Below are 14,701 nucleotides of genomic sequence, written 5' to 3'. Positions count from 1 at the left end.
CATGTCCGATCCCAAACCCAAACTGCTGGTCATCGAGGATGACGAGGGCCTGCAGGCGCAGCTCAAATGGGCCTACGAGGATTTTCACGTCATCATTGCCGGCAATCGCGACCAGGCGCTGGCTGCGCTGCGCTCGGAGGAGCCTGCGGTGGTTACCCTCGATCTTGGCTTGCCGCCCGATGCCGATGGAACCTCGGAAGGCTTCGCCGTGCTGGACGCGATCATGGCGATGAAGCCCGATACCAAGGTCATTGTCGCGTCCGGTCACGGCGCAAGGGAAAGCGCGCAGCAGGCGATCGCCCGCGGTGCCTACGACTTCTACCAGAAACCGGTGAACATCGATGACCTCGGGCTGATCGTGCGACGCGCCTTCAACCTGCACGCTATCGAGAGCGAGAACCGTCGGCTGGCGCAAAAGGTGGGGGACGAGCGCCGGGTGCTCGGCACCATGATCACTGCGGCGCCTGAGATGGTCAAGGTTGCACGCACGATCGAGCGCGTCGCCAACACCGATGTCTCCGTCATGCTGCTCGGCGCGAGCGGGACCGGCAAGGAACTGCTTGCCCGCGGGCTCCATGACGCCAGCACTCGCCGCGATGCGACCTTCGTCGCAATCAATTGCGCGGCAATTCCGGAAAACCTGCTCGAAAGCGAGCTGTTCGGGCATGAGAAGGGCGCTTTTACCGGCGCGGTGAAGACCACCGAAGGCAAGATCGAGCAGGCGCACGGCGGTACGTTGTTCCTCGACGAAGTCGGCGACATTCCTCTGCCCTTGCAGGTCAAGCTGCTGCGTTTCCTGCAAGAACGGACCATCGAACGCATTGGTGGTCGCAAACAGATTGCAGTCGACACCCGGATCGTCTGCGCGACCCACCAGGATCTCGAAGCGATGACCGCAGCCGGCACGTTCCGCGAAGACCTGTTCTATCGCCTGGCCGAAATCGTAGTGAAGATCCCTTCGCTCGCCGAACGCCCTGGGGACGCGACCCTTCTGGCAAAGGCCTTCCTGACCCGCTTCGCGCGCGAGATGAACCCTCAAGTGAAAGGCTTCGCGCCCGATGCTCTTGCTGCCATCGATGGCTGGGGCTGGCCGGGCAACGTTCGCGAACTGGAGAACCGGGTGAAGCGCGCAGTGATCATGGCAGACGCTCGCCTGATCGGGGCCGAGGATCTCGACCTTGCGACAGACGGCGAAGGTGAGTGCCAGGCTCTCAACCTCAAGGCCGCGCGCGAACTGGCTGATCGTCGGGTAATCCGTCATGCGTTGGCGCGCAGCGAGGGCAACATCTCCAGCACCGCCAAGATGCTCGGGATCAGCCGCCCGACACTGTACGACCTGCTCAAGCAGTATGACCTGCAGGCCTAGTCCTTCACTGCGGACAGTCTGGCTCGCGCTTGCTGGTTCTGCGGCACTGGCCGGTTGCGGCGACGCCAAGCCCGTACCGCCGCCGATGGAACGGGCGCTCGCCGCGCTCGAAAGAGGCGATGGCTTCGGGGCCGAACTCGCCCTGCGCGAATTGCTCGACAGCGGCACACCGCGCGAAGCTCTGGCGGCCTATCTGGGGCAAGCGGAATTGCTGCAAGGCCAACCTATCGAAGCCCGCCAGTGGCTGGGGGAAGGCCGGTTCACCCGGGAAACCGCCGGTCACGGCTTTCATATGCTGGGCCGCCTCGAAATGAGCGAAGGCAACATGCCTGCAGCTGGCGACGCGTTTGACCGGGCGAACAGCTTCACCCCTGACAGCCCACGCCTGTGGGTCGATATCGGCCGCCTGCGCTATGCCGGCGGTGAGCAGACCATGGCCTTGGACGCCGGGGTCAAGGCCGTCCAGCTGGGCCCCGAGGACCCTGAAGCCCTGATGTTCCGCGGCCAGCTGGCGCGCGATGCGCAAGGGATGCGGGCTGCCTTGCCGTGGTTCGAGAAGGCCGTTGCCGCCAAGACCGGCCAGCTCGACCTCATGGCCGAATATGCGGCCACTCTGGGAGAGGCTGGCGAAACGAAAGCGATGCTGAAAGTCGTTCGCCAAATGACCGCGCAGGATCCGGGCTATCTGCGGTCTTACTTTCTGCAGGCAGTGATCGCGGCGAGGGCGGGGAAATATGGCCTTGCACGCAAGCTGCTGATGCGCAGCGGCCAAGAGGCGAAAAGCACGCCTGCAGGAATGCTCTTGTCGGGCGTTATCGACCTTGAGACAGGCAACCATGCCAGCGCCGCGCAGGAACTCGACCGGCTTTACCGGCAGCAACCGGAGAACCGGCGCGTGCGCGATTTGCTGGCGCGTGCGCTGGCGTTGGGAGGCAATCACCGTGAACTCGTGTACCGCTTCGGTGCAGCGGCAAGACTGACCAGCGCGTCGCCATACCTCCAGACGCTGGTGGGCAGGGCTCACGAAGCCTTGGGGGAGCGCGCCGAAGCTGCCGTCTTGCTCGACCTTGCTTCCCGCAAGCAGTCCGGCAACCTGATCGCACTGCGGCCCGCGGATAATCTAGCGGATGTGGCTTTCCGTGGGGACAGCTCCGGTCGGGATGCCATGGCTTACGTGCGCAGTCGCCTTGTCGCCGGCAACAGCGGGGAAGCCATTCGTGCTGCCACCGCGTTCCTTGGCCGCTTCCCGGGGTCGGCAGATGCACTGGCGCTGGCTGGCGATGCCGAACTGGCAGCCAACAACCCCGGCAAGGCCATGGCTTACTACGCGAAATCGGCAACCATCCGGCAGTCGTGGCCGCTCGCCCGGCGTCGAATTTCCACTCTGCACGCCTTGGGCAGGTCGGCTGATGCCGAGCGATTGCTTCGACAGTATGTGACCGGGCATCCGATGGCGGTCGAGCCAATGCACATGCTGGCACAGGCGCAGTTTGCTCGCGGGAACGTGGAGCAGGCGGCGATGCTGCTGGACCATGCATTGGCCGCTGGCGGGGATCGCGATCCCGACCTGCTGGCCTTGCGGGCGGCCGCTGCCATGCGAATGGATCAGCCGGACCTGGCAATGGCCATGGCTGGCCGCGCATTCGAGATCATGCCGACCCACCCGGCGAGCCTGCAGGCTCTGCTTCTGGCCGGTGGCGGAGACCTCGCCGCGGCCATCTCGGAAAAAACCAGGCGAATCGGGCGGTAACGGGCCCCTTGCGGCAGCGTTAGCTTCGCTTGCTCGACAAGGTCGCGGGATGCAGGCAGGGCGGCTGCATGAGTTCTTGGCTGAAGATCCTGCGCGACCCGATGATTGCAGTGTTGTCGATCGCGACCGGGCTGGCGATCGTTGCGCCGGCAGCCGGTGAAGCGCACGCAATCGCCGGCACCATATCGAGCGCAGCGATCTTCCTGCTCTTTCTTCTCAACGGAATGCGCATCCACCGCAGCGAAATCGCAAAGGGGCTGCGCAACTGGCGTTTCTTTCTGCCGCTGGGTCTGTGGGTATTCGGCGCGATGGCCCTGATGGGATTGGGCTTTGCCAGGCTGGCGGCAGGATGGTTGCCGCCGATGGTGGCGCTTGGATTTCTCTATCTGGGCACGCTGCCGTCGACGGTGCAATCGGCAACTTCCTACACGACCATGGCCAATGGCAATACCGCCCTCTCTGTCATCGGGGCGGCATTGATCAACATCGTGGGCGTGTTCGTCTCCGCGCCGATATTCGCCCTTCTGGGAGGGGGGGCAGTCGCAGATGCCGGGCCAGGGGTCATCGTGCGGGTGGCGTTGCTGTTGATCCTGCCCTTCGTAATCGGGCAGCTTGTACAGAGCTGGACATGGGACTGGATCAGCCAGCGGCGGGCCCAGATCGTGTGGACCGACAGGATCGTGATCGGGATCGCGGTCTATGTGGCATTTTCGGGTGCGGTGGAGCAGGGAATCGGCCAGTCGATGGAAATCGGTACCTGGACGATACTGTTCACCCTGGTCGTGGCATTCCTGGCGCTTGCGAACATCGGGGTCTGGCTGGCTGGCAGCGCGCTGGGCTACCCGTTCAAAGACCGCATTTCATTCCTGTTCGCGGGCAGCCAGAAAAGCGTAGCCGTGGGAGCGCCACTGGCGGCGCTGCTGTTCCCGCCAGCGGCCGCCGGGTTCGTGATCGCCCCTTTGCTTCTCTATCACCTGTTCCAGCTGGTCGCTGCGGCACCGCTGGCAAACCTGCTGGCCGAAAGGTCCGGCTAGTCGGCTATTTCCTTGCGGTTGTGGCGGATCGACCACCACAGGCTCAACCCGATCAGGATGGCGCCGATCAGGCCGGTTATCGTTTCGGGGATATGCCACTTTGCGGAAAGCAGCATGATCGCACCAAGCACGATGATCGCCCAGAAGGCACCGTGTTCGAGGAAGCGATAGTTTGCCAGGGTGCCTTGCTTGACGAGATGGATAGTCATCGAGCGAACGAACATCGCGCCGATGGAGAGGCCCAAGGCAATCACGATCATGTTGTTCGAAAGTGCGAAGGCACCAATCACCCCGTCGAAGCTGAAGCTCGCATCGAGGATATTGAGATAAAGGAAGCCGCCAAGTCCGCTGCGCACCACGGCACCTTGCAGGCGCGCCGCTTCTTCCTTCATCTCGAGGAGGGTACTTACGCCCTCGACGGCAATGAAGGTCACAAGGCCTAGAAGGCCAGACACAAGGAAGGTAAGCGCCTCTTCGTCGGGCAGCATCGTCGAAATGCCCCACATCGCCAGCAGCAACAGCGCAATCTCCGCCGCAGGAAGCGATGCGAAACGGGCGAGAAACCGCTCGACCGATCCGATCCAGTGGACTTCCTTGTCGGCGTCGAAAAAGAACTTAAGGCCGACCATGGCAAGGAATGCGCCACCGAAACCGGCTATGCCGACATGCGCCGAACTGACCAGCCGCTCGTATTCCTGCGGGTCGTTGAGCGAAAGGTTCACCGTCTCGATCGGACCCAGACCCGCTGCGATGGCCACAATTGCCAGCGGAAATACGATCCGCATTCCGAACACGGCAAAGGCAATGCCCCACGTCAGGAAGCGCCTCTGCCAGACTTCGTCCATGTCCTTGAGCACAGACGCATTGACCACGGCGTTGTCGAAGCTGAGCGAGATTTCGAGCACCGACAGCACCACGATGATCCACAGCATGGCGGCTGTCCCGGACAATGTGCCGGTGCTCTCCCAGCCGTACCACACGCCAAGGCCGAGGCAGGCGAGTGTGAAGATGAGAGAGAAGCCGTAGAAGCGGAAAAGCGTTTGCATGCTGGAGCCCATTATGTCGTTTGGGGCCCGCTAGGCGATTGCTGGGCCGGCGGCAACTACTTGGGCTGGTAAGTCTGTTCAGAGCCGGGAAAGGCGCGAGCGCGGACTTCATCGGCATAGGCTTTTGCGGTCTGCTCGATAACCTCGGCGATGTTGCCGTATTTCTTCACGAAACGCGGAACGCGCTCGAACATGCCAAGCATGTCTTCGGTAACGAGCACCTGGCCATCGCACTGTGCCGAGGCACCGATCCCGATGGTGGGGGCGGAAACGGCCTTGGTCGCGGCGATTGCGATAGGCTCGACCACGCCTTCGATGACGATGGCGAAGGCGCCCGCTTCATCGAGCGCCTTGGCATCGGTCACGATCTTGTCGGCTTCCGCGTCGCTGCGTCCGCGCGCCATGTAGCCGCCGAGGACATTGACCGCCTGCGGGGTCAGCCCGACATGCCCCATCACCGGAATGCCGCGCTGGCTCAGGAAAGCCACGGTTTCCGCCATCGCCGCGCCGCCTTCGAGCTTGACCGCCGCCGCGCCGCTTTCCTTGAGCAGGAAGCTCGCGCTGTCGAACGCCTGCTGCGGCGAAGCCTCGTAGGAGCCGAATGGCATATCGACCACCACGACCGAATGATAGCTGCCGCGCACCACGGCGGCGGCATGATCGGCCATCATCCGCAGCGTGACCGGGATGGTGGAGGGCAAGCCGTAGATGACCTGACCGAGCGAGTCGCCGACCAGCAAAAGGTCGCAATGGGCGTCCAGCAGTTGGGCTTGCCTAGCCGTGTAGGCAGTCAGCATCACCAGCGGTTCGGCGGTTACGCCATCCTGCTTGCGGGCGCGAATGCTAGGCACGGTCAGGCGCTTCATCGGCGCGGGAGTGGGGTTGGCGCGGCTCGTGCTCGTATCGAGCTGGAAGGTCGTCGACATGCAGCGGGTTCTAGACGCCTCGCGAAAGCGGGGAAACCCCGCAGTTTCCGCCTTGTATTGGCCGATAATGCGACTAGCTTCCGGCCCATTCAGGTGTCGCGGTGGGAGCCGCAGCACGAATGAGGGGAATTTTGCATGTTTCTTGACAGGGTCAAGCCGCTGGACGCCATTCTGGCAACCGCGGAGAAAAAGTCGCTACGCCGTTCTCTGGGTGCGTTCCAGCTGATGTTGTTCGGTATCGGCTGCATCATAGGCACGGGCATTTTTGTGTTGACCGCCGCCGGTGCCCAGAAGGCAGGGCCTGGTCTGATGCTGGCATTCGTCATTGCCGGCGCTGTCTGCATCGTCGCTGCGCTGTGCTATGCCGAGATCGCTTCGATGATTCCCGTTGCGGGGTCGGCTTATACTTACAGCTACGCATCCATGGGCGAATTTCTAGCCTGGACGGTCGGTTGGGCGCTCGTGCTCGAATATGCAATCGCGGCCAGCGCAGTGTCGGTCGGCTGGTCCGGCTATTTCACAGGCACAATTTTGAACGAGACCTTCGGAATAGCCTTGCCGGCATGGCTGACTGCAGGTCCGTTGGCTCTCGGCGGAGCTCCGGGTGGGTTCATAAATCTCCCGGCCATGATCATCGCGCTGCTTGTTACCTGGCTACTGATGATCGGCACCAGCGAGAGCGCCAAGGTCAACGCAGTGCTGGTCCTGATCAAGGTTAGCGCCTTGACCGCGTTTATCGGCCTCACGCTAACCAGTGCGGATTTCGATGCCGACCGCTTCAATCCGTTCCTGCCGGCCGGCGTGTTCGGCGGCTGGGGAACGGGCGTTGGTGCCGTTGGTGCCGCTGCCACGATCTTCTTCGCATATGTTGGGTTCGATGCAGTTTCGACTGCTGCGGAGGAAACCAAGAACCCCCAGCGCAATGTGCCAATCGGCCTGATCGGTTCACTGCTGTTCTGCACGGTGTTCTATATCCTTGTCGCTGCGGGCGCGATTGGCACCATCGGCGGACAGCCGATCATGGGGCCTAATGGGGTGCCGTTCCCGGCAGGTTCGGCCGAACTGGCACGTCAGTGCGCCATGCCGCAGTATGCCGACGCGCTCGTTTGCTCCAATGAAGCATTGGCACATGTCCTGCGGCAGATCGGATTCGGCCCGATCGGCGACATGCTCGGCTATGCCGCGATCCTGGCTCTTCCTTCGGTGATCCTGGTTCTGCTGTTTGCGCAGACCCGCATCTTCTTTGTCATGAGCCGTGACGGACTGCTGCCCGAATCGCTGTCGCGCGTACACCCCAAGTGGAAGACGCCTTATATCGTGACGGCGGTCACGGGCGTTTTGGTTGCGGTGGGCGCAGCGTTCTTCCCGGTTGGGCAATTGGCAGATATTGCCAATGCGGGGACCCTCTATGCGTTTTTGATGGTGGCTGTGGCGGTGATGGTCCTGCGCCGGACTGATGGTCAGAGGGCGCGCAGTTTCCGCGTGCCAGGAGTATGGATCATAGCGCCGCTGACGGTGTTGGGATGCCTGTTCCTGTTTCTCAACCTGCCTGCTGCCGCCATGCTGATGCTGCCGATCTGGACCGCGATCGGAATCGTGATTTACGTCGGCTACAGCCGCAGCCGCAGCCATCTCGGCAAGGGGATCGTAGAAGTGGTCGATGACATTGGCGGGAGCGAGCATGCGTTCCCGATCGACACTCCCAAGGGCGAATAGAGGGTCATGAACAGTGAAGGGGCCGCTCCCGCGCGGGAGCGGCCCCTTTTTCATTGTTCACGGGGTTAGAGTGTCACGGCGTCTGCGTGCTGCTTTTCCGCCTCGTCATGGACGGTCAGGCCCAGTGCCATCTTGGCGGTGTTGACGAGGCCGAGATCGCCGTTCCAGATTTCGGCATCGCCGAGGTCCATGCGCAGGAACAGGATGTCGGGATCGTCCTTGCCGCCGTCATACCAGGCTGCGACAAAGTTGTTCCAGAACTGGTCGAAACGTTCCTGGCTGGTCTCGACAGCCAGCGTACCGTTGAACCGGGCGAACAGGTCGTGACCCTTGCCGGCGAAACTCGCTGTGACGGGCCCAAGCTGTGCGAAGGAACTGTTCTTCTGGGTGAAGAACCAGATCGAGCTGTTGGCGTCCTTGTCGAGTTGGGCGGACATCGGGACGGAAGTGTCCGAGCGGCCATCCAGTTGCAGGAACAGGAACGGCGAATTGGCCAGTTCGTGCCAGAATTTCTGCTTCAGTTCATCGGGCGTTGCTTGATCGGTCATGGTGGGGGTTTTCTCCTTGCTATGGTTGACCAACCGTCGGCACGCGTGGCTGTTCCGAACTTGCCCCGAGGGCGGTATCAGGATGAATTGCAAAGCCGCACAAGATGGAACATAAAAGGAACATATGAGTCGTTCCTCCATGTTCCATCCTGCTTCCCGCAGCCAGTTTCGCATCACCGCCGTCGATATAGGGGCGCTGTCTGCTGTGCGGAGCAATCGCTGGCGGCCGGGCCTGGCGGGACAGGGGCAGTTCGCGCGGCACAGCGAGGTATTCGCGAGCGGCCGCGAAGGAAGCGGAGCTGGGCTGGCATTGTCGCTGGCACTCGACGAATTGCGCTCGCAGGCGGTTGCTGAGGGGGCAGAGGCGGAGGATCGCCGCGCCATCCTGTGGGTGCAGGACCGGGCGGCAGCGCGGCTGAGCGGGCGGCCCTATCGCCCGGGCTTGCCGCAAGCGGTGCGCCACCGTTTGATCCATGTGCTGGCAGAGAAACCCCAGGACCTGCTGTTCGCGCTGGAGGAAGGGCTGCGCTGCCGCGAGATCGCCTGCGTGATCGGCGAACTGGCGGGCAATCCCAAGGTGTTCGACTTCACCGCCTCGCGCCGCCTCAGCCTGGCGGCGGAGAAACATGGCTCCTCGCTGTGGCTCATACGGCTCGACGCGGCGCGCGAGCTGTCGTCGGCAAGGCTGCGGTGGGAGGCGCGCAGCGCCCCGTCGCCGGCACCCGAATGGAATCCGCAGGCGCCGGGCATACCCCGCTGGCGGGCCGAACTGTTCCGCGCGCGCTCCCACGCGCCGGGCGAATGGATATTGCACGATGACGGCACAGAACTTGTCGCCGGGCGTCCGCATCACAGCGGGGAAGGGCGCGCCGCCACGGCGAATCCTTTCCATCTGGTGCGCGCGTCTCGCGATCGACCGCTGGCGGCTGGCTGAAGCCTGTCCTGAGCCCGGTCGAAGGGGCTGCGCCCGTGGCGAGGGAGCGGATGCCGAGCCGCTGGCGCTGATCACCGAGACTGCGCACGGCCCACGCATCAATGCCGCCAATGACGCGGGTATGGCCGCAGGTGCGCGCAAGGGCATGATGCTGGCCGATGCCCGCACGCTGTGTCCCTCGCTCAAGGTCGCACCCTCCGATCCGGCCGGCGATCTCGACGCGCTGGAGAAGCTGGCCTTATGGGCGCAGCGCTGGGGCCCGTGGAGCGCGCTCGACCCGCCCGACGGGGTGATCGTCGATGTCACCGCCGTCGCGCATCTGTTCGGCGGCGAGGCGAAGCTGCTGGCCGATGCACAGGCGCTGTTCGAGCTGCGCGGGATCACCGCCCGGCTTGCCATCGCGCCGACCGCCGGGGCGGCCTGGGCGCTGGCCCACTACGGCCCGCCGCGCAGCATTCTCTCGCCCGGTGATGATATGGAAGCCCGGCTCTCGGACCTGCCGGTGGCGGCGCTGCGGCTCGACGACGATGTCATCACCATCCTGCGTCGCCTGGGTCTGAAACGCCTGGGCGAATTGGGCACGGTTGGCCGCGATGCGATCATGCGCCGGTTCCGCAACCGCCGCTCGCCCGCCGCCAATCCGCTCATCCGGATGGACCAGCTGCTCGGCCGCGTGCCCGAGCCGCTGCTGCCGGTCGTCGCCGAGCATGATCCGCTGGTGCAGCGCCGCCTGATGGAGCCGATTCGCCACCGCGACCTGCTCGACAAGGTGCTGGCCGATCTTGCCGCCGACATGGCGCGTGAACTGGAGGGGCAGGGCAAGGGCGCGCGGCGGCTCGAACTCGGGCTGTGGCGGGTCGATGGCGAGGTGGTGGTCCGGCGCCTGGAGCTTGCCGCCGCCACCCGCGATGCGGGGCATATCTGCCGGCTGTTCTCGGAGAAGCTCGAAGGCATCGACGCCGGGTTCGGGATCGAGACCGTGCGCCTGCGCGCCAGCTGGGCCGAGCCGCTGGCACTGGTGCAGGGCGATATCGAAGCCGCCGCCGAGGATCACGGCACTTCGCTCGCCGCTTTCATCGACCGGCTGAGCACACGGCTAGGCCCGCGCGCGGTGCAGCGCCCGGTCCCCTTCGGCAGCCATATACCCGAACGCGCCCAGCGCTGGCAGCCGCCGCTCGCGCCCCCTCCGGCGGAGCAGGAAGAACTGCGCTTCCATACCCGCCCGCTGAAGCTGCTCGACCGGGCCGAGCCTATCGCGGTGCTCTACGCCACGCCCGACGGCTATCCCCAGCGCTTCCGCTGGCGCGGCGAGGTGCACGAGGTGGTGCGAGTGGAAGGACCGGAACGGATCGCCCCCGAATGGTGGCGCGAGCGCTCGACGGTCCGCCTGCGCGATTACTACCGGATCGAGGACAGCAAGGGCTGCCGCTACTGGATCTATCGCCACGGCCTGATCGGCGACGGGCGCGGGGGCCCGCCGGACTGGTACTTGCAGGGAATGTGTGCCTGAAGAAAGGGTGGCTGCCCGGTCGGGGGAGGGGGAGGGAGGGGGGCCAACCGGGCAGCCGGCAGAAATCAGGGCAAGTCGAAGAAGTCTACGCGACCATCGTCGAGGTCATAATATGCACCCACGACCTTCAGTTTGCCCTGCTTCTGCGGTTCGAGCAGGATCGGATCGGTATGCTCGCGCAGGTAACGCACCACGCGGCGGACGTTCGAGCGGATCGAATTGTCGAGCAGATCGCCTTCCTCGCCGCGCGCACTCAGCACGGCAGGGATAATCGGTTCGATCATCTGGCCGATCACGCCCGGGAAAGTGGCATTGTCCGTCACGACTTCCGTCGCAGCTTTCACTGCGCCGCAGCTCTCGTGGCCCATCACCACCACCAGCGGCACCTGGAGCACGGCCACGGCATATTCGATCGAGCCCAGCGCAACCGTATCGACCGTGTTCCCCGCATTACGGATGATGAACAGCTCGCCCAGGCCGCGGCCGAACAGCAGTTCCGGTGGAACGCGGCTGTCGGAACAGGTGACGTAAGCCGCGAAAGGATTCTGGCCCTTGGCAAGGTCGAGCCGGCGCTGCGGGCTGGTAAGGACATTGGTCTGCTGGCCACCCAGAAAAGCGGCATTGCCCTGGCGCAGCAGGTCCAGCGCCTGGTCAGGGGTCAGTTCGGACGCCGGCGGGGCCGGGGTCAGCCCGATCTCGCTGCTTTGGGCCAAGGCGCCGCCGCCCCCTCCTACCAGAGCTGTCGCGCCCAGTGCACCCGTTGCGCCGAGCATATTCCTGCGTGAAATCATCAATCGTCTCCAACTCATGCGTTCGTTGTGTCGCACCGCACGGCTTCGTCAGGGACGAGACCGGGCAGTGCAGTTCGGGGCGATGAAGTGAAATTCGGCCGCCCCTGCTTGCGTCCGACATCACGAGTGCATGCACTCGCCAGAGGGGCCCGGTCCGTACCCGCCTTACGCGCGCGCGCGCGATTGGTTCCCGGAAGAATCGAAAAAATTTTCATTGCTGTGCTGGCCTTGCCGGCAGCAAGAACATATAAGGAACAAATGTCCTCGCAAACCATCCTCCAGAAGCTTGAGATCCTCGCCGATGCGGCCAAATACGATGCCTCCTGCGCCTCGTCCGGGACGGCCAAGAAGAACTCGCTCGGCGGAAAAGGGATTGGCTCGACCGAGGGGATGGGCATCTGCCACGCCTATGCGCCCGACGGCCGCTGTATCTCGCTGCTCAAGGTGCTGCTGACCAATCACTGCATCTTCGACTGCCACTATTGCATCAACCGCAAGAGCAGCAATGTCCGCCGCGCGCGCTTTACCCCGCAGGAGATCGCCGATCTCACCATCAGCTTCTACAAGCGCAATTATATCGAGGGACTGTTCCTCTCTTCCGGCATCATCAAGAGCTCCAACCATACCATGGAGCAGCTGGTCGAGGCGGCGCGGATCCTGCGCGAGGAATACGATTTTCGCGGCTACATCCACCTGAAATCGATCCCCGAGGCGGACCCGGAGCTGATCCAGCAGGCGGGGCTCTATGCCGATCGCCTGTCGATCAATGTCGAACTGCCGACCGAAGCCGGGCTGACCCGGCTCGCGCCCGACAAGGATGCGAAGCAGATCGAAGGGGCGATGGGAGGGACCAAGGCGGCTATCGTCGAGGCGAAGGATGCGCGGAAGCGCTTCCGCCACGCGCCCCGCTTTGCCCCCGCCGGCCAGTCGACCCAGATGATCGTCGGGGCCGACGGGGCGAGCGATGCCGATATCGTCGGCAAGGCGAGCAGGCTCTATGGCGCCTTCGGGCTGCGGCGGGTCTATTACTCGGCATTCAGCCCGATCCCCGATGCCAGCGCGGTACTGCCGCTCAAACGCCCGCCGCTGATCCGCGAACACCGGCTCTACCAGTCGGACTGGCTGATGCGCTTCTACGGCTTCCGCCCCGGAGAGATCGTGCAGGCGGCGGAAGCCGACGGGAACCTGCCGCTCGATATCGATCCCAAGCTCGCCTGGGCATTGAAGTTCCGCGAGCACTTTCCGGTCGATGTCAACCGCGCCAGCAAGGAGCAATTGCTGCGCGTGCCGGGGCTGGGGACGCGGTCGGTCGGGCGCATCCTCGCCGCGCGGCGACACCGGACGCTGCGGCTCGACGATGTCGCCTTGCTGACGGTCTCGCTGGCCAAGGTGCGGCCCTTCATCGTCACCTGCGACTGGCGCCCGACGCTCCTCACCGATCGTGCCGACCTGCGCCGGATGCTCGCCCCGAAAGAGGAGCAGCTGGAGCTGTTTGCGGCATGAGGGGTGAGGGTTCTTTCCCCCTACCGCTTGCGCGAGGGGCAGCGAGACTTGCGAACTTGTTCGCTAGTCGCAGCCGGGTGGGCCAATGCGACGGCCGTGGCTTCGCGCTCACCCCCGACCCCTCCCGCAAGCGGGAGGGGAGTTTATGACCGCGATGCAGCATGTCCGCCTCGGCGCCTATTATGCGGTCACCCTGCCGCGCCCCGACGATTTCGCCTTCTGGCGCGAGCGGGCGCGGCAGCTGGTGCAGTGCGACGTGCCGCCCGACCGGGTGGCGTGGATCGAACCGGGCGGGGCGGGCAATCTGTTCGGGGGCGACACGCGGCTGCCGGTGCCGCCCGCCGATGCGCGGCCGATCCGGGCCAGCAAGCGCTTCCTCAGCCTTGCGCAGAACGCCGCGCTGCATTCCGACCCGGAGCGGTTCGCGCTGCTCTATCGCCTCGTCTGGCGGCAGCAGTCGAACCCGCGCCTGCTGGAGGATGGCGCCGATGCCGACGTCCGGCGGATCGAGGATCTCGCCAAGGCGGTGCGGCGCGACAGCCACAAGATGCACGCCTTCGTCCGCTTCCGGCAGGTGCAGGACCAGGATGGGGGCGAGCATTATGTCGCCTGGTTCGAGCCCGATCATCACATCCTGCGCGCCAATGCCGGTTTCTTCAAGCGCCGCTTCGCCAATATGCGCTGGTCGATCCTGACCCCGCGCGGGACGCTGCATTGGGATGGGCAGGTCATGCGCGAAGGCCCGCCGGCACAGAAAAGCGACGCTCCGCAGGGCGACCCTGCGGAGGATTTGTGGCGGACCTATTACGCTTCGATCTTCAATCCCGCGCGGCTCAAGGTCGGGGCCATGCTCTCCGAAATGCCCAGGAAATACTGGAAGAACCTGCCCGAAGCCTCGCTCATTCCCGAGCTCATCGCCGGGGCGCAGTCGCGCGAGGCGGCAATGGTGGCGGCGGGCGCGCGGGAGCTGGCGGATCGGCCCGAGAGCCTCGCAGCGATCGAGCAGGCCATCCATGAGTGCCGCCAGTGCGATATCGGTTGCCTCGCCAACCAGGCGGTGATGGGCGAGGGACCGCATGACGCCAGCCTGATGATCGTCGGCGAACAGCCGGGTGATCAGGAGGACTTGGCTGGCCGTCCCTTCGTGGGGCCTGCGGGACAATTGCTCGACCGGCATCTCGAACGGGCCGGGATCGACCGGCGCAGCGCCTATCTCACCAACGCCGTGAAACACTTCAAATTCGTCATGCGCGGCAAGCGCCGCCTGCACCAGTCGCCCACCGCCAAGGAGATCGACACCTGCCGCTGGTGGCTGGAAAGCGAACGGATGCTGGTGCAGCCGCGGCTGGTGCTGGCGCTGGGAGCAAGCGCGGCGCGCGGCCTGCTCGGCAAGACCGTCAGCATATCCAGGGTGCGCGGGGCGCCGATGGCGCTTGAGGACGGGAGCGAGCTGTGGGTGACGGCACACCCCTCCTACCTGCTGCGACTCGACGGGGCCGCAGCGGAGGAGCAGGCGGCGCTGTTCGCGCGCGATCTGGCGGCAGTGAAGGCGCGCCTGGCGGAGCTGGCGGCGTGAC

General features: G+C 64.6%; 12 protein-coding genes. 8 read left to right on the top strand and 4 right to left on the bottom strand.

The genetic code is table 11. The annotated features are described in order from the left end of the window. Position 1: 1 nt before the first annotated feature. The 3 genes from prsR to LY632_RS09425 all read left to right on the top strand — a co-directional run bounded on the left by prsR (position 2) and on the right by LY632_RS09425 (position 4,150). The gene (gene prsR / locus LY632_RS09435; protein WP_234090888.1) at positions 2 to 1,366 is read left to right on the top strand and encodes a PEP-CTERM-box response regulator transcription factor; all 1,365 of its coding nucleotides are present in this window, start codon (positions 2 to 4) and stop codon (positions 1,364 to 1,366) included. 85 nt (positions 1,367 to 1,451) lie between these two features. Further along, positions 1,452 to 3,116, top strand: a complete 1,665-nt coding sequence (locus tag LY632_RS09430; RefSeq protein WP_234090887.1) for a tetratricopeptide repeat protein — start codon at positions 1,452 to 1,454, stop codon at positions 3,114 to 3,116. A 68-nt stretch (positions 3,117 to 3,184) separates the two neighbouring features. Next, on the top strand, positions 3,185 to 4,150 hold the full coding sequence (locus LY632_RS09425; protein WP_234090886.1) for a bile acid:sodium symporter family protein: 966 nt from the start codon (positions 3,185 to 3,187) through the stop codon (positions 4,148 to 4,150). Here LY632_RS09425 and LY632_RS09420 read toward each other — a convergent pair. Next, positions 4,147 to 5,196: a DUF475 domain-containing protein gene (locus LY632_RS09420; RefSeq protein ID WP_234090885.1), complete on the bottom strand. Its 1,050-nt coding sequence runs from the start codon at positions 5,194 to 5,196 to the stop codon at positions 4,147 to 4,149. The genes LY632_RS09425 and LY632_RS09420 overlap by 4 nt on opposite strands. Before the next feature lie 56 nt (positions 5,197 to 5,252). Continuing rightward, positions 5,253 to 6,122, bottom strand: coding sequence for a 3-methyl-2-oxobutanoate hydroxymethyltransferase (gene panB / locus LY632_RS09415; protein WP_234090884.1), 870 nt, complete (start codon positions 6,120 to 6,122; stop codon positions 5,253 to 5,255). Positions 6,123 to 6,257: 135 nt separating this feature from the next. Between panB and LY632_RS09410 the strand changes: the two genes are divergently transcribed. Further along, positions 6,258 to 7,838, top strand: coding sequence for an amino acid permease (locus LY632_RS09410; RefSeq protein WP_234090883.1), 1,581 nt, complete (start codon positions 6,258 to 6,260; stop codon positions 7,836 to 7,838). 65 nt (positions 7,839 to 7,903) lie between these two features. Here LY632_RS09410 and LY632_RS09405 read toward each other — a convergent pair whose 3' ends face one another. Then, a complete protein-coding gene (locus LY632_RS09405) occupies positions 7,904 to 8,386 on the bottom strand; it encodes a pyridoxamine 5'-phosphate oxidase family protein (RefSeq protein WP_234090882.1) in 483 nt (160 codons plus the stop codon). 124 nt (positions 8,387 to 8,510) lie between these two features. On the opposite strand from LY632_RS09405, the gene LY632_RS09400 reads away from it, so the two are divergent. Together LY632_RS09400 and LY632_RS09395 are read left to right on the top strand one after the other, a co-directional pair. Continuing rightward, entirely contained in the window at positions 8,511 to 9,320 is an 810-nt protein-coding gene (locus LY632_RS09400) for an ImuA family protein (protein WP_234090881.1), read from the top strand. Beyond that, positions 9,202 to 10,830, top strand: a complete 1,629-nt coding sequence (locus LY632_RS09395; RefSeq protein WP_234090880.1) for a DNA polymerase Y family protein — start codon at positions 9,202 to 9,204, stop codon at positions 10,828 to 10,830. The genes LY632_RS09400 and LY632_RS09395 overlap by 119 nt, the downstream gene beginning before the upstream one ends. Positions 10,831 to 10,895: 65 nt before the next feature. On the opposite strand, the gene LY632_RS09390 is transcribed toward LY632_RS09395, so the two are convergent. Continuing rightward, positions 10,896 to 11,621, bottom strand: coding sequence for a carbonic anhydrase (locus LY632_RS09390; protein WP_234090879.1), 726 nt, complete (start codon positions 11,619 to 11,621; stop codon positions 10,896 to 10,898). A 258-nt stretch (positions 11,622 to 11,879) separates the two neighbouring features. Between LY632_RS09390 and LY632_RS09385 the strand changes: the two genes are divergently transcribed. After that, positions 11,880 to 13,124 carry a putative DNA modification/repair radical SAM protein gene (locus LY632_RS09385; RefSeq protein WP_234090878.1) on the top strand — a complete coding sequence of 415 codons (1,245 nt, stop codon included), beginning with the start codon at positions 11,880 to 11,882 and terminating at the stop codon, positions 13,122 to 13,124. A 145-nt stretch (positions 13,125 to 13,269) separates the two neighbouring features. Then, on the top strand, positions 13,270 to 14,700 hold the full coding sequence (locus LY632_RS09380; RefSeq protein WP_234090877.1) for a UdgX family uracil-DNA binding protein: 1,431 nt from the start codon (positions 13,270 to 13,272) through the stop codon (positions 14,698 to 14,700). Position 14,701 lies beyond the last annotated feature (1 nt).

It is taken from the genome of Erythrobacter sp. SDW2 (assembly GCF_021431965.1).
In the GTDB taxonomy this organism is placed as follows: Bacteria; Pseudomonadota; Alphaproteobacteria; order Sphingomonadales; family Sphingomonadaceae; genus Parerythrobacter.
This window is presented reverse-complemented; position numbering and strand designations above follow the sequence as displayed.